This is a genomic window from Flavobacterium sp. LK-23 (genome assembly GCF_058135255.1).
Window position 1 is genome coordinate 711,556 of the sequence record NZ_JBYUVT010000001.1, and the last position, 21,534, is coordinate 733,089.

Below are 21,534 nucleotides of genomic sequence, written 5' to 3' on the forward strand. Positions count from 1 at the left end.
GCATCATGAAAAGCCGAATTTTTTATTTCTTTCTTATCGGTTTTTTAAGCTTGATGACTTCCTGCGGTACTTCAAAATCAAAAAAACATATACCAGATATCACTGCTTTTAATTCGACAAAACCTATTGTCGAAAAAATATCAGACAGTATTTTTCTCTCTGGAAAAAATTCACTTTTAAAAAACAAACAAGGTCTTTGGGAATTATACGTAGAAGGAGATCCGCTAGAAATTGGACTTTCGACTGGCGCATTGACTGATTCTCTTTTGCACAAACAACAGCGTATTTTTTTCTCAAAAATAACCGATTTAATTCCGTCAAAATTCCAGCAGAAAATGCTTCGCCAGTTTTTAAAATGGTATAATCGAAAATTATACTTGAATGTTCCTGACGAATATCAAACCGAAATTTATGGCGTTTCGCAATATACATCAAACGAGTTTGACAATATTGCACCGCAATATCAGCGCGGTTTGTACTTACATGCCGCTCATGATATTGGACACGCGTTACAAGATTTGGCATTAGTGGGCTGTTCTTCTTTTGCGGCTTGGAACGAAAAATCGGAAGATGGAAATTTAATTCTGGCTCGAAATTTTGATTTTTATGTGAATGACGCTTTCGCGGAAAATAAAATCGCGGCCTTTATCAAACCAAAAGAAGGATATCCTTTTATGATGGTAACGTGGCCCGGAATGATTGGCGCTGTTTCTGGAATGAATTACGAAGGATTGACTGTAACGATAAATGCTTCTAAATCTAAAATTCCGCTTAGCGCGAAAACTCCGATTTCGATCTTGACCCGAGAAATTTTGCAACATGCGAAAAATCTGGACGAAGCCATTGCCATTGCAAAAAAAAGAAAAGTCTTTGTTTCTGAATCCATTATGGTTGGAAGCGCTAGTGATAACAAAGCCATTTTAATTGAAGTTTCTCCAAATAAAATGGACGTTTATGATGTTCCAAACAGCGATCAATTAATTTGTTCGAATCATTTTCAAGGTGAAGCTTTCAAAGAAGATAAACGAAATCTGGAACAAATTGCCAACAGCCATTCAGAATACCGTTATGAAAGAATGCAGGAATTGCTGTCTGAAAATCCGAAAGTAAATCCTAAAATTGCCTCAGAAATTCTTCGAGACAAAGAAGGCTTAAAAAATATTTCTTTAGGATATGGAAATGAAAAAGCACTCAATCAGTTACTGGCGCATCACGGAATTATCTTTAAACCAAAAGAAAAATTAGTTTGGGTTTCGGCAAATCCGTTTCAATTGGGCGAATTTGTTTGTTATGATTTAAATTCCATTTTTGCTGAAAATAGAAATGCAGCAAAATCTTTTCAAAAAGAAAATCTGAATATTGCCAAAGATCCTTTTCTGAAAACGACCGCTTTTCAGAATTTTAAAAAATTTAAAATTGAAGATCATAAAATAGATTCTATTTTAGAAAGGAAAAAAAACGTTTCTCGTGAGTTTCTTCAGAATTATCAAGCATTAAACCCTAATTATTGGGTTGTATATTATAAGGCAGGATTGTACTTTTACCAAAAAAAGGAATTTCTTCAGGCAAAGCTTAATTTTGAAAAAGCTTTAAGTCATGAAATTACTACAGTTCCTCAAAAACAAGAGATTGAAAAATATTTAAAAAAAGTCAAAAGAAAATTACAATGATTCCAGCAATAGAAAAAGATTCTTTAGAAGAGATTAAAATTTTTCAAGAAAAAAAATTAGCCGAACTTTTAGCTTATATCAGTAAGAATTCTCCTTTTTATAAAAGACTTTTTGCAGGACAGAATATTGATATTTCGAAAGTAAAAACACTGGAAGATTTACAACATTTACCTGTTACAACCAAAGAAGATTTACAGCAATATAATGATGATTTTTTGTGCGTTCCGCAACATAAAATTATAGATTACGCTTCGACTTCAGGAACTTTAGGCGATCCCGTTACTTTCGGTCTAACCGATTCTGACTTAGATCGTTTGGCTTATAATGAAGCGATTTCGTTTGCTTGTGCCGGAATTGCAGAAGGCGATGTGGTACAGTTAATGACCACAATCGATAGAAAATTTATGGCTGGTTTAGCTTATTTTCTAGGGCTTCGAAAATTGAAAGTGGGCGTAATTCGTGTTGGAGCCGGAATTCCAGAAATGCAGTGGGATTCTATTTTAAAATACAATCCGTCTTATTTGATCACGGTTCCTTCTTTCCTTTTAAAATTAATCGAATACGCCGAAATGCACGGAATCGATTATAATAATTCGAGCATAAAAGGCGCCATCTGTATTGGAGAATCTTTGAGAGAACAGGATTTTTCAATGAATATTCTATCGAAAAAAATCACAGATAAATGGAATATTAAGCTGTTTTCGACTTATGCTTCTACCGAAATGAGCACCGCTTTTACAGAATGTGAACACGGAAAAGGCGGACATCATCATCCAGAATTGATCATTGTAGAAGTTTTAGACGAAAACAATCAACCGGTAAAAAACGGGGAAACGGGCGAACTAACCTTTACTACTTTAGGAATTGAAGCGATGCCTTTATTGCGTTTTAAAACGGGAGACATGGTTCAGTTTCACGACGAACCTTGCGCTTGCGGCAGAAATACTTTACGTGTTGGTCCAGTTGTTGGCCGTAAAAAACAAATGATTAAATATAAAGGCACAACTCTTTATCCACCAGCAATGAACGATGTTCTAAGCAGTTTTGATAATATCGAAAATCATTTGATTGAAATTTCAACTAACGATTTAGGAACTGATGAAATCCTGATTAAAATTGCGGTAAAAAATCAAACACCAGAATTTTTACAAGAAATAAAAGATCACTTTAGAGCCAAATTGAGAGTGACTCCAAAAATAGAATTTGCTTCAAAAGAAGTTTTAAATCCGTTGGTTTTTAACCCAATGAGCCGAAAACCAATTCGATTTTTTGATTATAGAAAAACTTCTGTTTAAGAGATTAAAAAAAGCCTAGTTTTAGTAAACTAGGCTTTTCTGTTATAAAGCTTCTTCTAATACGCCTGTGGATTGAACTACCATCGGCTGCGTTGAAAACGATTGGCCATTTGCATCAATTACTCTGAAGTATAAATTATAATAAGTAGATTTAATTGATGTTTTTGTCAATAAATATAGATCAGAACCTGCTCCAACTTGTAAATAAAATGAATCTGGATCCTGTTGACGCTTCAGCCACCATGTAAGTTGATATGGTGCTGTTCCTCCAGCAACCGTTGCAGACCAAGAGCCCATTGACGTTTTTGTTACATAAGTAGAACCTGTAAAACTTGCTGTGGGAGGTGCAGGAGTATTTGATGCTAAAGTAAAGTTGTACGAACTAGTAACCGTTTTTGGAAACGATGCATTATTTATGATTACATTTCTTTGATGTGTAGCACTTAACCCAACATTATAGCTACCTGCAGCCGCAGTTTCTTTAACTTTAAGAGTAATGCTGCTTCCGTCATTTGATACTAACTCTAAATTTGTTGTATTATAAGTCCAAACATAGTTTACTTCTAATGCAGCTGCAAAGTGTTGAAGTGAAACCGTAAAAGTCTGTCCTCTTACAGGAGCTGTAGCCGGCGTGTTTAAATCAACATTTAAAGAGTATGTTCTATAGTAGCTTTTTGCTGTGTTCAAATAGTAATATCCAATACAATTTCTATAGAGACCTGTTAATCCTTGTTTAGAATAAACAGTTGTATTACCACTATCTGTAATAATAGCAGCATGATCTACAGCTCTATAATCTTTCGCATTGTAGCCAGCAAGTTCATTCCAGTATAAAACTTTGGTTGCCTTATTACTGTAATCTTCTTTAAACAATCCTGAATCGATATATGCCGCATATATTTCAGCATTGTCCATTGGTTTTTTCTGTCCCGTCTCACTAAAAGAAAAAGCAAGACCAAAGCAGTTGTAAGTGTCATCTGCAGCACCAATTAGAGCTGGTGTACTGCAATCTTGGGCTAAAATTTTTTGTGTAGTTGTTGTGCTTTTTGTGGTTGAAACTACTTCAGCATCTTGTTTAATGTTTTCCTCAGAGCAGGAAAAAAATGTCAAAATGACAAATGACATCATCAATAATTTTAGATTTTTCATAGGATTAATTGGTATTTGGGGGTATGTTAGTACTAAACCAAATATATAATAATTTAAGATAAATCTTATGTTGCACATTAAAATATTGTAAAATTATATTTACAAGAAAAACCTTTATCCTCTGTTAATCTGTACCTTTAACTTCAATTTGGTACAAATTGAACTAAATGTTGTAATTTTGCAAAAAATTACGAAGATGGTCAAGATTGGCAACATAGAATTACCCGAATTTCCTTTATTACTAGCTCCGATGGAAGATGTTAGTGATCCGCCGTTTCGCAGGTTATGCAAAACGCATGGAGCGGACATGATGTACTCTGAATTTATTTCGTCGGAAGGATTAATTCGCGACGCTATAAAAAGCCGAATGAAGCTGGATATTTTTGATTACGAACGTCCTGTTGGAATTCAGATTTTTGGAGGTGATGAAGAAGCGATGGAAATGTCGTCTAAAATTGTTTCTACTGTGAAACCAGATTTAGTGGATATCAATTTTGGATGTCCAGTAAAGAAAGTCGTTTGTCGTGGTGCTGGAGCAGGAGTTTTAAAAGATGTTGATTTGATGGTTCGTTTAACGAAAGCGGTTATCAAAGGAACTGATTTACCTGTTACAGTAAAAACGCGTTTAGGCTGGGATGACAGCTCGATTAATATTGATGAAGTTGCAGAAAGACTTCAGGATATTGGTGTTCAAGCTTTAACTATTCACGCTAGAACTCGCGCACAAATGTACAAAGGCCATTCTGACTGGTCGCATATTGCGCGTGTGAAAAATAATCCAAGAATTACAATGCCAATTTTCGGAAACGGTGATATCGACAGTCCTGAAAAAGCATTAAAATATAAAAACGAATACGGAATTGACGGTATCATGATTGGCCGTGCTGCAATTGGTTATCCGTGGATTTTTAACGAAATCAAGCACTATTTCAAAACGGGAGAACACTTACCTGCTCCAACGGTTATTGATCGTGTTGAAGCTGCGAGAAACCACTTAAAATGGTCTATGGAGTGGAAAGGCGAGCGTTTAGGAATTGTAGAAATGCGTCGTCATTACACGAACTATTTCAAAGGAATTCATTCCTTCAAAGAATTCAAACAAAAGTTAGTAACAACTGATGCTCCTGAAGATTTATTCGCTATTATGAAAGAGATTGAAGAGGTTTATGCTGGATATGAATTTGTTTAAAATAATCTTTGATAAAGAACTATAAAAAGAAAGACCTTCAAAAATTTGAAGGTCTTTCTTTTTAATCATCATAATGGAATCGACATTGTAAAATCACACATTTTTGATCAACACTTTTCGTTCCTGAAACTTTGTAAACCAGCCGATGCTCTCCTGTAATTCGGCGAGACCAAAAACTTTTTAAATCATGTCTTAAAGGCTCGGGTTTTCCAATTCCTTTAAAAGGATTCTCCCGAATAGATTTTATTAATTCTTTTATTTTTATCGCGGTATCTGTATCGTTTTCTAACCAATATTCAAACTCTTCCCAACCATTTTTAGTAAAACAAATATCCATACAATCTAAATTTCATCTGGGTTAAAGTCCACAAGTTTTCCTTTTTCCATTTGTTCTATAGATTCTGAAAGTCTTTTTCTATTTGCTTTAGTTGATAACAAATGTTGTGTTTCTAATATTGAATTGTATTCCTTCATAGAAATTATTACAACCGCATCTTCTTCCGAATTTCTCGGAACAACAATTATTTCTGATGATTCTGAAACTTCATCAAAATAATTTTTAATATTCTTTCTTAATGTTGATATCGTAATTGCTTTCATAAATTGGTACTTTAAAATGTACGTTCAAATGTACAATATTTTACATTTATAAACTGGCTATGTAAAATATTTAACTTTTAATTGAAAAAAAAGGCCTTCAAGTATGAAGGCCGTTTTCTTTATTATACTTGAACTCGTTTCCACTTTCCTCTTTTATAGAAAACAATTCCAGCCAAAGTAATCGCAGTTTCAGCAACAGGAATAGCAATAAAAACTCCTGTTGGTCCCATATTAAAATGTTTGGCTAATATATAAGCAAGTGGAATTTGAAACAGCCAAAATCCGAAAAAGTTAATTCCGGTTGGTGTCCAGGTATCTCCTGCTCCATTGAAAGTATTGATTAAAACCATTCCGATTCCGTAGAAAATAAAACCGATGCTCATGATTTGCAATGCTTCAATTGCAATGGTTTTTACTTGCTCGTCATTCGTAAAAAAAGAAATTATATATTGTCCAAAAGCCAAAGTAATAATCATAATCGAAGCCATGAAAATTACATTATATCTGGCTGTTGTATAAACCGATTTTTCTGCGCGTTCAATTTGTTTGGCTCCTAAATTCTGTCCTACTAAAGTGGCAGCGGCATTACTCAATCCCCAAGCTGGAAGTATGAAAAACATCATAATTCTTAAAGCTGTCTGATAACCTGCCGAACCGTGATCGCCACCCGTTGTCGCGACTAATTGTGCCAAGAAAATCCAGCTGCAAGATGCTATTACAAACTGCAGAATTCCAGGTGCTGCAATTTTTACCAAAGCTCGTATTTGTTTAAAATCGGGAGCGAAATAAGGTATTTTGATTTTTAAAATGCCGTTTCCAAAAAACAAATGGTAAACCTGATATAAAACTCCAATACTTCTTCCGATAGTGGTTGCCAAAGCTGCACCAACTAGTCCGAAAGCGGGTATTGGCCCTAAACCATTAATTAGAACTGGACATAAAATAATATTACAAATGTTCGCGATCCAAAGACTTTTCATGGCAATGGCTGCATTTCCTGCTCCGCGAAATATTCCGTTTATTAAGAACAAAAGCATAATGCACAAACTAGAGCCAATCATAATCTGAGTAAATCGGAAACCATGTTCTGCAGATTCTACAGAAGATCCCATCAAAATTAAAATCTCTTTGGCATAAATAACTCCAAAGATGCTCATCAAACTGTTAACTGCGAATGCAATTATGATGGCTTGCATTCCAGCTTTTGCAGCAGCAACAGGATCTTTTTCTCCAATTCTTCGTGCCACAACTGCTGTTGCAGCCATACTCATTCCAATTGCGAGAGAATAAATTACTGTCAATACAGATTCGGTCAAACCGACGGTCTGAATGGCAAAACTGCTATGTTCTAAATGCCCAACGAAATATAAATCGACTAGAGCAAAAACCGATTCCATCATCATTTCTAAAACCATCGGAATGGCTAGTAGAATTACGGCTTTTTTAATACTCCCAGAAGTATAATCAAAAGATTCGTCGCCTTTTAAGGCTTGTTTTAGTGTGGTAAAAATTTTAGAAAAGAAGCTTTTCTTTATAGATGTTTCTGTCATGATATTTTAGGATAAATGATAAAATTGGTTCAGATGTATCGTAATCTGAACTAAAAAAGTAAACGTAAGTATCCTAATTATTCTAAAAAAAATAAAATAGGATTAGGCAGAAACAATCATATGCTGTAGATTTTCAAGGCAGTAAATATAAGTAATATTTCTAAAGAAGAAATTAATCCAGTAATTTTTTACTTACTCGGCTGCTTGCAATTAATGAAGCAACAAACCCTAATGAAATAATGGTCGTCATTACTATTAGAACATTTTCTATTGTAAAAACAACAGGGTAAGCCAAAGTTGGCGTGATCATAATAAGTTCAAACTTCTGCTGTAATAGGACAAGGATTACACCTAAAGCAAGTCCGATTAAACCACCAAAAACACTCAATAAAGTGCCTTGAAGCAAAAATATTTTTCGAAGTCCAGTGATGTCTGTTCCTAAGTTGAACAGCGTTTTAAGATTTCCTTTCTTTTCTAAAATCATCATAATCAATGCGCCAATCAAATTAAAAAGAGCTACAATAATTACTAATGTAAAAATCAGATAAACTGCAATGTTTTCGGTATTTAGCATTCTATACAAAGACTCGTTTAGCTGTGCTCTATTTTTTAAAGTGATTTTATTTTTAAAAATAGATTTGAGCTGAGTCTTTACTGCTCCTTCATCTGCATTTTCTTTTAATTTAAATTCAATTCCAGAGATCTGATTTGGTTTGTACATGAGTAATTCTTGTGCCAATCCTAAATCTGCAAATACATATTTTGAATCTAAATCTTCACTGATCGAATAAATTCCAACAGGCAAAACATCGGTTTTAGTGAACGCTTCTTCTGGATTTTCGATTGCGCCTTTTCCTGGTTTAGGAGCAAAAACCTGAAGTGGGTTTTCAAAATCAAGAATTCCCATGGAGAAATTTTGAGCTAATCCGTAACCAATTACAACCTGATAACTGTCTGGTTTTAGCCACTGTCCATTAAAGAGTTTTTTCTTAATATCGTTAACAACTGGATAAACACTATCAACTCCTTTTAGATAAGTAACTTGCTGTTTGTCTTTAAATAAAAACAAAACACGCTCTTCTATAATTTTGGTATAAGAAGCAACACCATTGATTTTCTTAATTTCGTTTTCCTGATCGGGAGTAAGTAAAAAAGACTTTCCATAGGTATTTGTCAATTTTAAGTCTGGATCAATTTCGTTTGTAAACGAAAGACTAAAAACCTTTAATCCGCTAAAAACAGATAAAACCACAAACAAAGCCATTGTTCCAACAATGATTCCCATGCTGGCAATACGATTGATGATATTGATAGCATTGTTTTTACTGCTACTAAAAATATAACGTTTGGCTATGTATAAGGGGAAATTCAAATTATGATTTTCTTCTTTTTTCTAAAAGATCTCTGTTTTCTATTGGGTTTTCTTTTCCTGCAAGTGCATTGTCGATTTTCTCGATGTAATCTAATGAATCGTCTATGAAGAATACTAAATTTGGAACACGGCGCAATTGTAAACGTACACGTTGTGATAAATCATGTTTGATTAAAGTGGTATTGGTTTTAATTGCCTCTAAAGTTTCTTTGGCTTTTTCTTGTGGAAAAATACTTAAATATACTGTCGCAACAGATAAATCTGTAGTTACACTCACTTTGGATACAGAAATCACCAAATTTGTAATTCCGTTTTTTCTCACTTCACCTTGCAAAATGTCAACCAGATCTTTCTGAATAACACCGCCTATTTTTTTCTGTCTATTTGTTTCCATACTGCAAAAATACTAAAATTTAGTCGTATTACATGCTCTTTTAATTGTTTTAAAAGCTGATAAAGGTCATAGCTTTTGAGGGAATTATTCTACATATTTGATATAAATATAAAACTAATCTATCATGAAAAAAAGAGAACCAATTAGTCATATTATGACTAAAACCGTAGTGACCGCAAACGAAAAAGATGATCTTAAAAAAGTGGTCGAAAAATTAAAAGCACATACAATACGTCACATTCCGATTGTAAAAGGTAAAGAAGTTGTTGGAATTATTAGCCGAACGGATATAAACCGATTAACTTTTGGAGCTTTATTTGAAGGTCAGGAAAATGCCGATGAAGCGATATTAGAAATGCTAACTATTTCTCAGGTTATGACTTCGAAACCGAAAACAGTATCATCTGATACCATAATAAGAGATTTGGCTGAGATTTTTGTAAAAGAAGATTTTCATGCTCTTCCCGTTGTTGATAAAGGTGAACTTAAAGGGATAGTAACCACAACTGATGTTGTGAAATACTTTTTGGAACAGTACGATTAAATGACTGAAATAAAAAGGGAGCAAAATGCTCCCTCTTATTTTTATCTGCTTTGCAGCCATCCTTCAGGATTATTATTCGATGTGTTTTGAAGAATCAAGAATTTAATAATAGTTTTTCCTGTATCACCACTTGTTCTCACTTTTCCAATGTTTTGCTTGATAGTCACTTTATCTCCCTGACTCACAGAAACAGAGCTTAAATTTTGATATACCGTGAAAAAGTCTCCATGCTGAATCACGACTGCTTTATTCACAGGCGATAAAACGATTACTTTAGAAACTTCTCCAGCAAATACTGCTCTAGCGCTTGCCCCGTCTTCTGTTGTAATCTCAACTCCAGAATTGTGAACTGTAATTGAAGGATGCAATGGGTGTGGCTGATCTCCATATCCAAGAGAAATAAATCCTTTTTCAACTGGCCATGGTAATCTTCCTCTATTTGCTTTAAAATCTGCAGCTAAAATTTTATCTTCTGGTGTCAATGCAATTTTAGAAGAAGACACTGGTGCTTTTGCTTCACTAGATCCTGGATTCGCTTTTGCTCTTTCTGCAGCTGCTTTTCTATTGGCTTCAGCAATGGCTTCACGGATTAAACGATCAATTTGTTTATCAATTCTTTTCGCTTCACTTTGTTTTGATCTGATATCTGCAGCAATTTTATTCTTATCCTTTTTAAGGGCATTAACTAATTTCTGCTGTTCTTTTTTCTCTGCTTCCAGCGTAACTTTCTCTTTCTGGTTTTCAGCAATTACCTTCTTTTTTATTTGTCTTTGTCCATCCAATTTAGCATTAAAATCTACTAATTGAGCCGTTTTGGACTGAATTTCAAGACCTTGATTTTTTCTAAAAGCAGTATATTGTTTTAGGTATTGTGCTCTTTTATAAGCTTGTAAGAAACTTTCAGAAGATAAAATGAACATAGCACGGCTCTGTTCAGAACGGCTTTTGTACGATTTTAAAATCATCTCAGCATAATCTTCTTTTAGAACTTTTAGTTCTTTTTTAAGTTTATTTACCTGAACCTGATTAATATACATATCATTACTAATCAGCCTTTCTTGTTTTGCTGTAGTATTGATTAATTTCTCTTTTAGCTTGATTTTGTTTGCCTGAATTAAATATTCATTCACAGCAGATTTCTCTTTTTTTCGAACAGATTGTAGCATCTTTTCGTTATCTCTGATTTCCTGCTGAATTTGAGCTTTACGCTGCTCCAGTTTTTCTTGCTGAGAATCTTGTGCCCATACAAATGTAGTGGCACAAACTAAAACTAGACTTAGGAGAAATTTTGGCATCTTTCTATTTTTATTTTTGCAAATTTACTTAATTGTAACTTTTTTATAACCGCTTGGAACACTATACGGAAAAGAAAGTTCTTCATTAAATGAAATATTGTTGTAGTTCAAGTTAATACTTGTTTTTCCTTTTGGCTGCACTGCATTGATTTCGATACTTGTAGGCAAGGCTCCTTGATCAAAATTTTTAGTGTCAGAATACGCAATTTGTAAAGTTCTGTTTTCTGATGGCTGCGAAATTTCTTCTTTCTGAATTAAATATTTCTCTCCGTCTAAGAAAAAGGTTTTCTTCAAATTGGCATCTTTTTCTTCGTCTAGTCTAAAAAGATTATCTACAATAGTTTGAGTATATTTTCCTTTTCTCAAATCATCAAATGCTTCTCCAACCAATAGATTCTGAACTTTAGAATAATCTAAATCTGTTCCTAACCATTTGCTTAAACTAGTAAAATCACCTTCGTAATATGTACTGTTTATTTTCTCATAATAACTTACTGCATCAGGTGTTATTAAAGCTTTTGCCATTGTAATTCCTAAGAAACGAATGCTTATTAAAATCTGCTTATCCTTTTCGATTCTAATCTCAGCCGTAACATTTTGGCTTTGTTTTTCATCAATATATTTTGCACTTGCTTTGATGTATAAAGTCGAAAAATCTAACTTATTATCGTAATGTTTTTCGATTACTTTTTTGTCTTCTTTTGGTGCAATTGTCTGGCTTGTATTTCCTTGCACTGCTACTGCTTTCGATTTACATGAAATTACGGCAATAGACAATACTAGTATTGATATATATTTTTTCATCTGATTCTCTTTTTTATTTTTTCTTCTTTAATACTTCATTTGCCTTCAAAAAGTATTCCTCTTTTTTCTTTGCATCTCCCAACCCATTGTAAGCCTCTCCTAACTGAATATTAAAATTTGATTCTAATTTTACATCATCCACCACATAATCAAGACCCATTTCTAAAACAGTTTTTGCATTCTTAAATTGTTTCAGCTGATTACTTCCTAAACCAGCATAGTAATAAAACTGAGCCTGACTCGGATAAACTTCAATCAGCATCATGGCTCTTTTGGTCATTGGTTCGTATTGTTTTGCCTGCGAATAGGCTTCTAGCAATAACATATTGGTTTCAAGATCTGTATCTGAATTTGCTTTTAAATCTTTTTCATAATATTTAATGGCATTTTCAAATTGTCCTTTGCTGTGATAAAACTTTCCAATTTCTTTGGCAACGTCAACATCTTTATCGTTATCAAAATAAGAAATGGCTTTTTCTAAATCGGTAGAATACTGTGGATTTTTATTTACATAAATCAAAAACTCATTCAAAGTTCTATGTTTGATTTTTGAATCGATTTTTGAACTTGCTAAAATCACATTCATCGATTTTATAGCTTTATCTGCCTGATTGGCATCTAAATAAGTTTTGAATAAACTCACTTGAGCCCATTCTGAATTTGGAATTTCTTTAGCCAATTGCTTTGCTACTTCAAGCGATTTTTCGTTTTCATTACTTTTTGAATATAAGAGAATGAGATTCAAGTAATTTGATTCTTCTTTTGGATCTTTTTTAATCTGTTGAATCAAATTATCAATTTCAGCATTTTGATATTTTCCTTGCGATAAAATCTGTGCTTTGTAAATTTCGCGATCAGAAGATTTTCCGAACTTATCATTCATTTCATTAATCGCGATCAATGCTTTATCATACTGATTGGTAATCATGTACAACGAAATCAAATCGTCTTTATATTCTTCGTCAAAAACAATTATTTTTTGAATAATTTCAATTGCCAGTGGATAGTTTTTTGTCTCATAACTTACATCGTAAATTCCAAGCCAAAACCATTTGTTTTTAGGATCAAGCTGTGTTGCTTTTTCAAAGGCATCTTGTGCGTTTGGGTATTGCTTAAGCGCCAGATAGTTTTTTCCTAATTCAAAATAAGCAACTGCATCATTGGGTTTCAGTTTGATACATTTCTCCAATGATACAATGGCTTTATCATAATTTTCAATCCCTTTTTGTTTTAAAGATTCATAAAATGAGTCTTGGTATTCGTCTGGTGCCATAGCAATATCTTCGGGTTCTGTCTGTGCAAAAACCGAAAATGATGTGCTGAAGAAAGCAAAAAACAAAACTGTAAAAACTCTTTTTTTGATCATTTGTAAAATTACATTTTAAACAAAACGAAAATCTGCTAATTCTTATTTTATTCTAAAACAGCGTAATCACCAATGCTGATACTTGTAAATTTACCATCGTAACTTACATGGTTTCCAATCATTGCATTATCAAGATTAGCATTTTTAATTTTAGAATACGTTTGTACCAAACTGTTTTTGATTGTACTGTCTGTTACGTGACATCCATTTCCAAGAGAAACATTTGGTCCAATTGTCGTATTCTTCAAAACCACATTTTCTCCAATATAACAAGGCGGAATAATTGTTGAATTCTCTAAAGTCACGCCATAATCTACTAAATGTTCTCCGTCATTATGAAGAAAACCTAACATTCTAGAATTAGTCTCAACCGTAACATCTTTGTTTCCGCAGTCCATCCATTCGTCAACACTTCCTGTTTTGAAAACTTTTCCATTTGCCATCATCGCTTTGATACCGTCATTAATCTGGTATTCTCCACCATTCTGGATATTATTATCCAAAACACTTTGAAGTTCATTTCTTAAAACTCCAACTTCTTTAAAATAATAAATCCCAATAACAGCTAAATCGCTTACAAACTCTTTTGGTTTTTCAACCAATTCTACAATTTCATTATTTTGGTTTAGTTTTACAACACCAAAAGCCTCAGGCTGATCTACTTGTTTTACCCAGATTACAGCATCTGCTTCTGGATCCAATTCGAAATCTGCTCTAATTAAAGTATCAGCATAAGCAATTACTGCTGATCCTGAAAGAGAATCCTTAGCACACATAATAGCGTGTCCTGTTCCTAACGGCTGATCCTGACGGTAGATTGAAGCTTTAGCTCCTAATCCTTTTGCTAAATCTTCTAAACTTGCCACAACATCGTCTCCAAAGAAAGCTTCATCTCCTAAAATAAAAGCAACTTCTTCAATTGGTTCCTTCAATATTTTGGCAATATCTTCTACTAAGCGGTGTACAATAGATTTTCCCGCAACCGGAATTAATGGTTTTGGAACAGTTAATGTATGAGGCCTCAATCTTGATCCGCGGCCCGCCATTGGCACAATTATCTTCATTTTTTATTTGATTTTATGTGAAGATTTTATAAAATCTTCATTGGGTTTGGTCTTTCTTTTTAATTATTTTACTCCAGTGCTTCCAAAGCCTCCTTCACCTCTTGATGTTTCAGTAAGTGTTTCAACTTCGATCCATTCTGCTCTTTCGTGTTTAGCAATAATCAACTGCGCAATTCGCTCTCCATTTTCGATTACAAAATCGTCATTAGATAAATTTACTAAAATTACTCCTATTTCTCCTCTGTAATCTGCATCAATAGTTCCTGGCGAATTTAAAACCGTTACGCCTTTTTTTGCAGCCAGACCGCTTCTTGGTCTCACTTGCGCTTCGTAACCAATTGGCAATTCGATAAAAAGTCCTGTTTTTACAATAGTTCTTTCTAAAGGTTTTAACGTAATTGGCTCTATAATATTGGCACGTAAATCCATACCTGCAGAAGCAATAGTTTCGTAATTTGGTAAATCGTGCTGTGATTTATTGATAATTTGAATTTTCATTTTTAAATATAAAATTTTTAAAAGCGTCTTATTTTCTCTTTATTATTCCTTTAATAGTATCTTTTTCAAAATGGTAAACCATATATATAAAAACTAAAAGAAGCGGAATTCCAACATAATATTTTTCTCTAAATCCGTAAAAAGAAATAATTGAAAACAATATTGAAACGCCTAGATAAGCGCCAATTTTGTTCATGTCGTAAGGAATCGGGTAATATTTATTTCCTAAAACATAAGAAATAAGCATCATACTTCCGTAAGCCGAAATAGTCGCAATTGCAGAACCATAATAGCTGTATTTCGGAATTAATAGATAATTTAAAATCAAGGTAACAATTGCTCCTACAATAGAAATGTAAGCTCCAATTTTTGTTTTATCAGTTAGTTTGTACCAAACCGATAAATTGTTGTAAATCCCTAAAAAGAAATTTGCCAAAATAATTAATGGCACTACTTTCATTGCTTCCCAATACGATTTATTGTCTAATAACAAATATTTCAAAACGTCGGCGAAAACAATTACACCTAATAAAATCAATGATCCTAAAATCACGAAATACTTGGTAATTACCGCATAAGTCTGCGGTGCGTTTTCATTTTTAGCATGACTAAAAAAGAATGGCTCAATTCCTAACCTAAAAGCAGTTGCAAAAAGAACCATAAACAATCCCAGTTTGTAACAAGCAGAATAAGCTCCAACTTCAGACTTTGCTAAATTTTCTGGAAGTAAATATCCTAATAGAATTTTATCGAAGTGTTCATTTACTGCAAACGCTAGTCCAGCCACTAAAATAGGCAATCCATACTTCATCATTTTCTTCCAAAGCACAGGATCGAATTTTCGTCCAAGCGAAAGATAATTTGGAGAAAGTACTATAAAGGTTGCCAAACTTGCCAAAAGGTTTGCAATGAAAATATAAGCAATCTGGAAATTTTGAACATATAAATTATCCCAAACCGAATTCGGATTTTCTGTCGCCAATTTTGGCAGATACAACAAGAAAAAAATATTCAGCAATAAGTTTATCACTACATTTCCAATCTTGATTGCCGCATAAACCATTGGTCTCTGATTGGCTCTAAGTTTAGAAAACGGAATTAAAACCAATGCATCTAAAACTAAAATCCAAACAGTATAAGTAATGTATTGAACATCCACTTCTGCTAGATTTGCCAGCGTATTTCTAAAAATTAATCCAACAAAAAGAAAGATTATTGAGGTCCAAAATATAGAAATGGTAGAAGTGGCTATTACATTCTTCTTGTCCTCTTCAGCACTGTAAAATCTAAAAAAAGCAGTTTCCATTCCGTAAGAAAGAACTACGTTAAAGAAAACCATCCAAGACAATACAATTGAAACTTCACCATACTCAGCTGTAGGCAAAATTCCTGTATATAATCTCACTAGTAAAAAACTCAGCATTCTCGGTAAAACTGTTGCCAGTCCGTAAATTGCCGTTTGTTTGAATAGATTTTTATATAATCCCAAAATATAATTCTAATAATGTTTGTAAGACAAAAATAACCATTTCTTTTGTTTAATGGCGCTTTTGTTGATGCAATAAAGAAAACTTCTGATCGTTTTTAGACAGTCATTTTATTTTCATCTAAAATTTTGACAAAATGAAATCCTTTTGGAACATAACCTTGATTATAATAAAATCTATGAGCTCCAAAATTTCCTGTAAAAGCATCCAAAACTATACTGCTGCAATTTAACTCAATTGCCTTTTTTTCTATATAATCGGTAAGCAATTTTCCAATTCCTTTAGATCGCTGATCTGGATTAACAACAAAATTGTCAATTTCTAGATATTTTCCAGTCCAAAGTTTTGTAGCCGACCAGCAGCCCGTCAAACCTAGACAAATCTCGTCTTCAAATATTGCAATCTGAATATAATTATGTAGGACCATTTCAGAAAGAAATGATTGATACTTTTCTACAGATATATTAGGATACAGAAATCGAATTGTATTGATTTGAGCCACCATTTCGTCAATGGTCGTAAGCTCTTTTATTTGTAAAGCCATTAATTTAAAAATGAAATAGAATTCAAAAATACTCAAAATATAATCACGAAAGAATCTGTTTTCCATCATAGATCTATTCTACTTAAACGTCTTTAACTAATTTTATTGAACATTAATTGTAGTACAGAAAAAATAAATTCACATTTTATACGTTTTACATAAGAGCAATTGCTTTAAAAACTTCTTGATAACAGACAAAACTGAGGAATGTCTACGCAAATTACTGAAACAGTAATAATATCTCATCAATCTACTTACTCACAGATAATTACAACTATTTTTTAACACAACATGTGAAATATATAAAACAAACATGAAAATTATGTAACATTTTTTTTACAGTCTTTTTTTAAATTTGTCTCAAAGGGAATGAGAAAGCTAGTAACAACCCTTCATAAAAAAGAAAGCACTGGGACTAATAAAGCTTGTTTGTTCCCATAAAAGACAAAGCATAAGGGATTGATTCAGCTGTATTGTAACCCTAACAAAAACAGAGCACTGGGACTGATAAAGCTTGTTTGTTCCCAAGAAAGACAAAGCACAAGGGATTGATTCTGCTGTATTGTAACCCTTAAAAAAACAGAGCATTGGGACTAATAAAGCTAGTTTGTTCCCATGAAAGACAAAGCACGCAGAGTTATCTGTCTATTTTTATAAAATGGTAGTGATTCTCAACTTAACTGTAATTTGAGAATCACCATTTTATAAAATTATTTTTAAAAAAGAATAAAACTTCCAATAAAAAGAAAAGCCAGCATTAGCTGGCTTTTCTTTTATATATTATAGGATAAATTATCCATTCAAAGCTTCTGCTCCACCAACGATCTCCAAAATCTCACTTGTAATCGCAGCTTGACGAGCTTTGTTATAAGTTAATTTCAATTGGTTTCTTAATTCAGTTGCGTTATCTGTTGCTTTGTGCATTGCAGTCATACGTGCTCCGTGCTCAGAAGCAAATGAATCACGAATACCTTTGTACAATTGCGTTTTTAAAGACTTAGGAATTAAAGCCAATACAATTTCTTCTTTTCCTGGTTCAAAAATATAATCTCCAGAAACAGCAGCACCATTAGTATTAATAGGCGCTAACGGTAAAAACTGCTCTACTTGAACAATCTGAGTAGCAGCATTTTTAAACTGATTGTATACTAGCTCAATTCTATCGTATTCTCCAGATAAGAATTTCTCAGTCAAATTATCTGCAATTCCAGCAACATTTTCAAATGTTAAATGATCAAAGATTGCATTATGATGACCGTGAATTTTATGTGTTTTAACTAAAGCATCACCACCTTTTTTACCAATAGCAAAAACGTCAACTTGCTTTCCAGCATAAAATTCAGTACGATTTTTAATCTCTTTAATAATATTCGAATTGAAAGCACCGCATAAACCTCTGTTTGAAGTTACAGCAACTAACAATACTTTTTTTACTTCACGTTGTGTAGTGTAATCTCCTCCTATTTCACCTTCTAGTGTAGCAGAAAGATCTTGCAATAACTCCGTTAATTTCTCGGCATAAGGACGCATTGCAGTGATTGCATCTTGTGCTTTCTTCAGCTTTGCAGCAGAAACCATTTTCATAGCCGATGTAATCTGCATCGTCGATGAAACGGAAGTAATTCTATTACGGATTTCCTTTAAATTTGCCATCTATTAATTAGAAAATGCGACAATTTTAAAATTAGATAATTAGAATAATGATGAAACATTATCTAATTATCTAATTTACCAATTATCTAATTAGTTATATTTTGCTGAAACTTCTTTTGCTGCTTTTTCGATAACATCTGTAATAGCGTCATCTAATTTACCAGCTTTCAAAGCGTTAAGTGTATCTTTATGTTTGCTGTTTAAGTAAGCTAAGAAATCTGCTTCGAATTCTTTTACTTTATTAACAGGTACATTTCTTAATAAGTTTTTAGAACCAGCGTAGATAATAGCTACTTGGTTTTCAACTGTATAAGGATCATTTAAACCTTGTTTCAAGATCTCAACGTTTCTTTTTCCTTTTTCAATTACGTTTAAAGTAACAGAATCTAAGTCAGAACCAAATTTAGCGAAAGCTTCTAATTCACGGAATTGAGCTTGGTCTAATTTTAAAGTTCCAGAAACTTTTTTCATTGATTTAATTTGAGCATTACCTCCAACACGAGATACAGAGATACCTACGTTAATTGCAGGACGAACCCCAGAGTTGAACAAATCTCCATCAAGGAAAATCTGACCATCTGTAATAGAGATTACGTTTGTTGGGATATATGCAGAAACGTCACCAGCTTGAGTTTCGATAATTGGCAATGCAGTTAATGAACCACCACCTTTTACGATAGATTTTATAGAATCTGGTAAATCGTTCATGTTTTTAGCGATACCATCATCAGCGATTACTTTACAAGCACGCTCTAATAAACGAGAGTGTAAGTAGAAAACGTCTCCAGGGTAAGCCTCACGTCCCGGTGGTCTTCTTAATAAAAGAGAAACCTCACGGTAAGCAACAGCTTGTTTAGATAAATCATCATAAACGATAAGAGCTGGACGACCAGAATCTCTGAAATATTCACCAATTGCAGCACCAGCGAATGGAGCGTAAACTTGCATTGGAGCTGGATCAGAAGCATTAGCAGCAACGATAACTGTATAAGCCATTGCTCCTTTTTCTTCTAACATTTTTGCGATTCCTGCTACAGTTGAAGCTTTTTGTCCAATTGCAACATATATACAAAATACAGGTTTTCCTGCATCGTAAAATTCTTTTTGATTTAAGATTGTATCGATACAAACAGTCGATTTACCTGTCTGACGGTCACCGATAACAAGCTCACGCTGACCACGTCCAACTGGGATCATAGCATCAACTGCTTTTACTCCTGTTTGTAATGGCTCAGTTACTGGCTGACGGAAGATAACTCCAGGTGCTTTTCTTTCTAAAGGCATTTCGTATAAGTCACCACCGATTGGTCCTTTTCCATCAATTGGAAAACCAAGAGTGTTAACTACACGTCCTACCATTTGCTCACCAACTTTAAGAGAAGCAATACGTTGAGTTCTTTTTGCTGTAGATCCTTCTTTAATTCCAGTTGATGGTCCTAATAATACAACCCCAACATTATCCTCCTCAAGATTCAATACGATACCTTCCATACCGTTATCAAATTCCACTAACTCACCATATTGAACATTAGATAGCCCGTAAACACGAGCAATACCATCTCCAACTTGAAGTACTGATCCTACTTCCTCTAGCGTAGCACCAGATTCAAAACCTTCTACTTGCTTTCTTAATATTGCTGAAATTTCAGCAGGTTTGATTTCCGCCATCTTAATTTATAATTTAGACACTTTTTGTGTTATAAAACTAATTACTTAACTCTCTTTTTAATACTTGTAATCTGTTAGCAACTGAAGCGTTGTACTGATTATCTCCTATTCTCAAAATAAATCCACCAATAATGGAAGGATCTACTACATTTTCTATTGTAATTTTTTTATCTGATAAAGTTGCAACTTTTGCCAAAACTTTAGCTTCTAAAGCTGCATCCATTGGAATAGCTGTTGTAACTTTTGCTACTTCAACACCATTACTTTCATCAAATAATTTATTGTATTCTAATGCAATTGCATTTAGAATTTCGAATCTTTTGTTTTCAAATAATAAATGGAACAAACCTTTTGTTACTCCATTTACATCTGCAAAAACTTCCAAAAGAGCACTTTCTTTAACTTCAACAGTAGTTGTTGGGTTTTGGATAAATGTACTCAATTCTTGATTCGTCTCAATTGCATTCGCAATTGATTTCATATCGTTATTGACAGCTTCGGCAACACCTTTAGAGTTTGCTAAGTCTAGAATTGCTTTTGCATAACGAATTGCTGCTCTTGTACTTGCCATAATCTTAGTTTAACTTTACGTCACCTAATAATTTCTCTACCAATTTAGTTTGAGATTCTTTATTAGATAGTTCTTCTTTCAATAATTTTTCAGCAATACTCAAAGATAGAGTTGAAACTTGAGATTTCAATTCTGCCATTGCAGCATTCTTTTCGCTTTCGATAGCCGCTTTAGCTTGATCAATCATTTTTTGACCAGCTTCTTGAGCTTCGTTTTTAGAATCAGCAATCATTTTCTCTTTCATTTCGCGAGCTTCTTTCAACATCGCGTCACGTTCTGCACGAGCTTCATTCAAAATTCTTTGATTATCAGCTTGTAAATTTTCCATTTCTCTCTTTGCGTTTTCAGCAGAAAGCAATGCATTTTTAATACCTTCTTCTCTTGCAGTAATAGATTCCATAATTGGTTTCCAAGCAAATTTTACTAAAAGCAAAATTAATATTACCAAGATTAAAGCCTGCCAGAAGAATAATCCGAATGAAAAATCGTTAATTAACTTATCCATTTTATATAACTATATTAAATATTTAATTTCTTTTTTAAAAGTAACAACATCTTTAACCAACCGTTAAAGATGCTGTTATTTCTCTCTTTATTATTTTCCTAAGATTAAAGCAGCGAATGCTAAACCTTCTAATAAAGCCGCGATAATAATCATCGCAGTTTGAATTTTACCAGCAGCTTCTGGCTGACGAGCAATAGCGTCCATAGCAGATCCACCGATTTTACCTAAACCTAAACCTGCACCGATTACTACTAAACCAGCACCTACTAAAGTTGGAATTGTTCCCATAACTATTTATATATATAAAATTAAACTT

Annotated in this window: 22 protein-coding genes; 4 read left to right on the forward strand and 18 right to left on the reverse strand. The window is 33.4% G+C overall.

Features of this window, described 5'->3' with window-relative positions:
• The first annotated feature begins 5 nt into the window (after nt 1-5).
• Together AC3Y25_RS03070 and flxY are read left to right on the forward strand one after the other, a co-directional pair.
• Nucleotides 6-1,670: a C45 family autoproteolytic acyltransferase/hydrolase gene (locus tag AC3Y25_RS03070; RefSeq protein WP_489901694.1), complete on the forward strand. Its 1,665-nt coding sequence runs from the start codon at nt 6-8 to the stop codon at nt 1,668-1,670.
• Nucleotides 1,667-2,965, forward strand: coding sequence for a flexirubin biosynthesis putative acyl-CoA ligase FlxY (flxY, locus tag AC3Y25_RS03075; protein ID WP_489901695.1), 1,299 nt, complete (start codon nt 1,667-1,669; stop codon nt 2,963-2,965). Before AC3Y25_RS03070 ends, flxY begins: the two co-directional genes overlap by 4 nt.
• A 42-nt stretch (nt 2,966-3,007) precedes the next feature.
• Here the strand turns inward: flxY and AC3Y25_RS03080 are convergent, their stop codons facing one another.
• Nucleotides 3,008-4,114 carry a hypothetical protein gene (locus AC3Y25_RS03080; protein ID WP_489901696.1) on the reverse strand — a complete coding sequence of 369 codons (1,107 nt, stop codon included), beginning with the start codon at nt 4,112-4,114 and terminating at the stop codon, nt 3,008-3,010.
• Nucleotides 4,115-4,310: 196 nt separating this feature from the next.
• On the opposite strand from AC3Y25_RS03080, the gene dusB reads away from it, so the two are divergent.
• Nucleotides 4,311-5,303: a tRNA dihydrouridine synthase DusB gene (gene dusB, locus AC3Y25_RS03085; RefSeq protein ID WP_308067779.1), complete on the forward strand. Its 993-nt coding sequence runs from the start codon at nt 4,311-4,313 to the stop codon at nt 5,301-5,303.
• A gap of 61 nt (nt 5,304-5,364) precedes the next feature.
• On the opposite strand, the gene AC3Y25_RS03090 is transcribed toward dusB, so the two are convergent.
• The 5 genes from AC3Y25_RS03090 to rbfA all read right to left on the reverse strand — a co-directional run bounded on the left by AC3Y25_RS03090 (nt 5,365) and on the right by rbfA (nt 9,219).
• Nucleotides 5,365-5,640, reverse strand: a complete 276-nt coding sequence (locus AC3Y25_RS03090; protein ID WP_109191262.1) for a Txe/YoeB family addiction module toxin — start codon at nt 5,638-5,640, stop codon at nt 5,365-5,367.
• A 5-nt stretch (nt 5,641-5,645) separates the two neighbouring features.
• Nucleotides 5,646-5,903, reverse strand: coding sequence for a type II toxin-antitoxin system Phd/YefM family antitoxin (locus AC3Y25_RS03095; RefSeq protein ID WP_250834597.1), 258 nt, complete (start codon nt 5,901-5,903; stop codon nt 5,646-5,648).
• A gap of 122 nt (nt 5,904-6,025) precedes the next feature.
• Nucleotides 6,026-7,453, reverse strand: coding sequence for an MATE family efflux transporter (locus tag AC3Y25_RS03100; RefSeq protein ID WP_489901697.1), 1,428 nt, complete (start codon nt 7,451-7,453; stop codon nt 6,026-6,028).
• Nucleotides 7,454-7,625: 172 nt separating this feature from the next.
• Nucleotides 7,626-8,825 carry an ABC transporter permease gene (locus AC3Y25_RS03105; protein ID WP_489901698.1) on the reverse strand — a complete coding sequence of 400 codons (1,200 nt, stop codon included), beginning with the start codon at nt 8,823-8,825 and terminating at the stop codon, nt 7,626-7,628.
• A gap of 1 nt (nt 8,826) precedes the next feature.
• Nucleotides 8,827-9,219 carry a 30S ribosome-binding factor RbfA gene (gene rbfA, locus AC3Y25_RS03110; protein ID WP_095930618.1) on the reverse strand — a complete coding sequence of 131 codons (393 nt, stop codon included), beginning with the start codon at nt 9,217-9,219 and terminating at the stop codon, nt 8,827-8,829.
• A 124-nt stretch (nt 9,220-9,343) separates the two neighbouring features.
• Between rbfA and AC3Y25_RS03115 the strand changes: the two genes are divergently transcribed.
• On the forward strand, nt 9,344-9,763 hold the full coding sequence (locus tag AC3Y25_RS03115; protein WP_489901699.1) for a CBS domain-containing protein: 420 nt from the start codon (nt 9,344-9,346) through the stop codon (nt 9,761-9,763).
• A gap of 41 nt (nt 9,764-9,804) precedes the next feature.
• Here AC3Y25_RS03115 and AC3Y25_RS03120 read toward each other — a convergent pair whose 3' ends face one another.
• From AC3Y25_RS03120 to atpE, 12 genes are all read right to left on the reverse strand, one after another.
• Nucleotides 9,805-11,058: a murein hydrolase activator EnvC family protein gene (locus tag AC3Y25_RS03120; RefSeq protein WP_489901700.1), complete on the reverse strand. Its 1,254-nt coding sequence runs from the start codon at nt 11,056-11,058 to the stop codon at nt 9,805-9,807.
• A gap of 24 nt (nt 11,059-11,082) precedes the next feature.
• On the reverse strand, nt 11,083-11,862 hold the full coding sequence (gene lolB1, locus AC3Y25_RS03125; protein ID WP_489901701.1) for a lipoprotein insertase outer membrane protein LolB1: 780 nt from the start codon (nt 11,860-11,862) through the stop codon (nt 11,083-11,085).
• A 13-nt stretch (nt 11,863-11,875) separates the two neighbouring features.
• Nucleotides 11,876-13,228 (reverse strand): tetratricopeptide repeat protein, encoded by a 1,353-nt coding sequence (locus AC3Y25_RS03130; protein WP_489901702.1) that lies wholly within the window; start codon nt 13,226-13,228, stop codon nt 11,876-11,878.
• Between the two features lie 47 nt (nt 13,229-13,275).
• Entirely contained in the window at nt 13,276-14,292 is a 1,017-nt protein-coding gene (locus tag AC3Y25_RS03135) for a sugar phosphate nucleotidyltransferase (protein ID WP_489901703.1), read from the reverse strand.
• Between the two features lie 63 nt (nt 14,293-14,355).
• On the reverse strand, nt 14,356-14,790 hold the full coding sequence (gene dut, locus AC3Y25_RS03140) for a dUTP diphosphatase (RefSeq protein ID WP_198855027.1): 435 nt from the start codon (nt 14,788-14,790) through the stop codon (nt 14,356-14,358).
• Nucleotides 14,791-14,818: 28 nt separating this feature from the next.
• Nucleotides 14,819-16,279, reverse strand: coding sequence for a lipopolysaccharide biosynthesis protein (locus tag AC3Y25_RS03145; RefSeq protein WP_489901704.1), 1,461 nt, complete (start codon nt 16,277-16,279; stop codon nt 14,819-14,821).
• A 95-nt stretch (nt 16,280-16,374) separates the two neighbouring features.
• Nucleotides 16,375-16,821, reverse strand: coding sequence for a GNAT family N-acetyltransferase (locus AC3Y25_RS03150; protein WP_489901705.1), 447 nt, complete (start codon nt 16,819-16,821; stop codon nt 16,375-16,377).
• 792 nt (nt 16,822-17,613) lie between these two features.
• Nucleotides 17,614-18,474, reverse strand: coding sequence for an ATP synthase F1 subunit gamma (gene atpG, locus AC3Y25_RS03155; RefSeq protein ID WP_250834609.1), 861 nt, complete (start codon nt 18,472-18,474; stop codon nt 17,614-17,616).
• Between the two features lie 90 nt (nt 18,475-18,564).
• Nucleotides 18,565-20,142 (reverse strand): F0F1 ATP synthase subunit alpha, encoded by a 1,578-nt coding sequence (gene atpA, locus AC3Y25_RS03160; protein ID WP_111378768.1) that lies wholly within the window; start codon nt 20,140-20,142, stop codon nt 18,565-18,567.
• 37 nt (nt 20,143-20,179) lie between these two features.
• A complete protein-coding gene (gene atpH / locus AC3Y25_RS03165) occupies nt 20,180-20,713 on the reverse strand; it encodes an ATP synthase F1 subunit delta (RefSeq protein WP_250834610.1) in 534 nt (177 codons plus the stop codon).
• A gap of 4 nt (nt 20,714-20,717) precedes the next feature.
• A complete protein-coding gene (locus AC3Y25_RS03170; RefSeq protein WP_095930604.1) occupies nt 20,718-21,218 on the reverse strand; it encodes a F0F1 ATP synthase subunit B in 501 nt (166 codons plus the stop codon).
• 90 nt (nt 21,219-21,308) lie between these two features.
• Nucleotides 21,309-21,506, reverse strand: coding sequence for an ATP synthase F0 subunit C (atpE, locus tag AC3Y25_RS03175; protein ID WP_008465835.1), 198 nt, complete (start codon nt 21,504-21,506; stop codon nt 21,309-21,311).
• Between the last annotated feature and the right edge of the window lie 28 nt (nt 21,507-21,534).

What these genes read in the sequence shown, in the direction of transcription:
- AC3Y25_RS03170 (WP_095930604.1), bottom strand. Translation starts at nt 21,218, where the DNA reads ATGGATAAGTTAATTAACGATTTTTCATTCGGATTATTCTTCTGGCAG.
- AC3Y25_RS03135 (WP_489901703.1), bottom strand. Translation starts at nt 14,292, where the DNA reads ATGAAGATAATTGTGCCAATGGCGGGCCGCGGATCAAGATTGAGGCCT.
- rbfA (WP_095930618.1), bottom strand. Translation starts at nt 9,219, where the DNA reads ATGGAAACAAATAGACAGAAAAAAATAGGCGGTGTTATTCAGAAAGAT.
- flxY (WP_489901695.1), top strand. Translation starts at nt 1,667, where the DNA reads ATGATTCCAGCAATAGAAAAAGATTCTTTAGAAGAGATTAAAATTTTT.
- AC3Y25_RS03120 (WP_489901700.1), bottom strand. Translation starts at nt 11,058, where the DNA reads ATGCCAAAATTTCTCCTAAGTCTAGTTTTAGTTTGTGCCACTACATTT.
- AC3Y25_RS03080 (WP_489901696.1), bottom strand. Translation starts at nt 4,114, where the DNA reads ATGAAAAATCTAAAATTATTGATGATGTCATTTGTCATTTTGACATTT.
- AC3Y25_RS03100 (WP_489901697.1), bottom strand. Translation starts at nt 7,453, where the DNA reads ATGACAGAAACATCTATAAAGAAAAGCTTCTTTTCTAAAATTTTTACC.
- dut (WP_198855027.1), bottom strand. Translation starts at nt 14,790, where the DNA reads ATGAAAATTCAAATTATCAATAAATCACAGCACGATTTACCAAATTAC.
- atpG (WP_250834609.1), bottom strand. Translation starts at nt 18,474, where the DNA reads ATGGCAAATTTAAAGGAAATCCGTAATAGAATTACTTCCGTTTCATCG.
- AC3Y25_RS03090 (WP_109191262.1), bottom strand. Translation starts at nt 5,640, where the DNA reads ATGGATATTTGTTTTACTAAAAATGGTTGGGAAGAGTTTGAATATTGG.
- AC3Y25_RS03070 (WP_489901694.1), top strand. Translation starts at nt 6, where the DNA reads ATGAAAAGCCGAATTTTTTATTTCTTTCTTATCGGTTTTTTAAGCTTG.
- lolB1 (WP_489901701.1), bottom strand. Translation starts at nt 11,862, where the DNA reads ATGAAAAAATATATATCAATACTAGTATTGTCTATTGCCGTAATTTCA.
- dusB (WP_308067779.1), top strand. Translation starts at nt 4,311, where the DNA reads ATGGTCAAGATTGGCAACATAGAATTACCCGAATTTCCTTTATTACTA.
- atpH (WP_250834610.1), bottom strand. Translation starts at nt 20,713, where the DNA reads ATGGCAAGTACAAGAGCAGCAATTCGTTATGCAAAAGCAATTCTAGAC.
- AC3Y25_RS03095 (WP_250834597.1), bottom strand. Translation starts at nt 5,903, where the DNA reads ATGAAAGCAATTACGATATCAACATTAAGAAAGAATATTAAAAATTAT.
- atpE (WP_008465835.1), bottom strand. Translation starts at nt 21,506, where the DNA reads ATGGGAACAATTCCAACTTTAGTAGGTGCTGGTTTAGTAGTAATCGGT.
- AC3Y25_RS03130 (WP_489901702.1), bottom strand. Translation starts at nt 13,228, where the DNA reads ATGATCAAAAAAAGAGTTTTTACAGTTTTGTTTTTTGCTTTCTTCAGC.
- AC3Y25_RS03150 (WP_489901705.1), bottom strand. Translation starts at nt 16,821, where the DNA reads ATGGCTTTACAAATAAAAGAGCTTACGACCATTGACGAAATGGTGGCT.
- atpA (WP_111378768.1), bottom strand. Translation starts at nt 20,142, where the DNA reads ATGGCGGAAATCAAACCTGCTGAAATTTCAGCAATATTAAGAAAGCAA.
- AC3Y25_RS03115 (WP_489901699.1), top strand. Translation starts at nt 9,344, where the DNA reads ATGAAAAAAAGAGAACCAATTAGTCATATTATGACTAAAACCGTAGTG.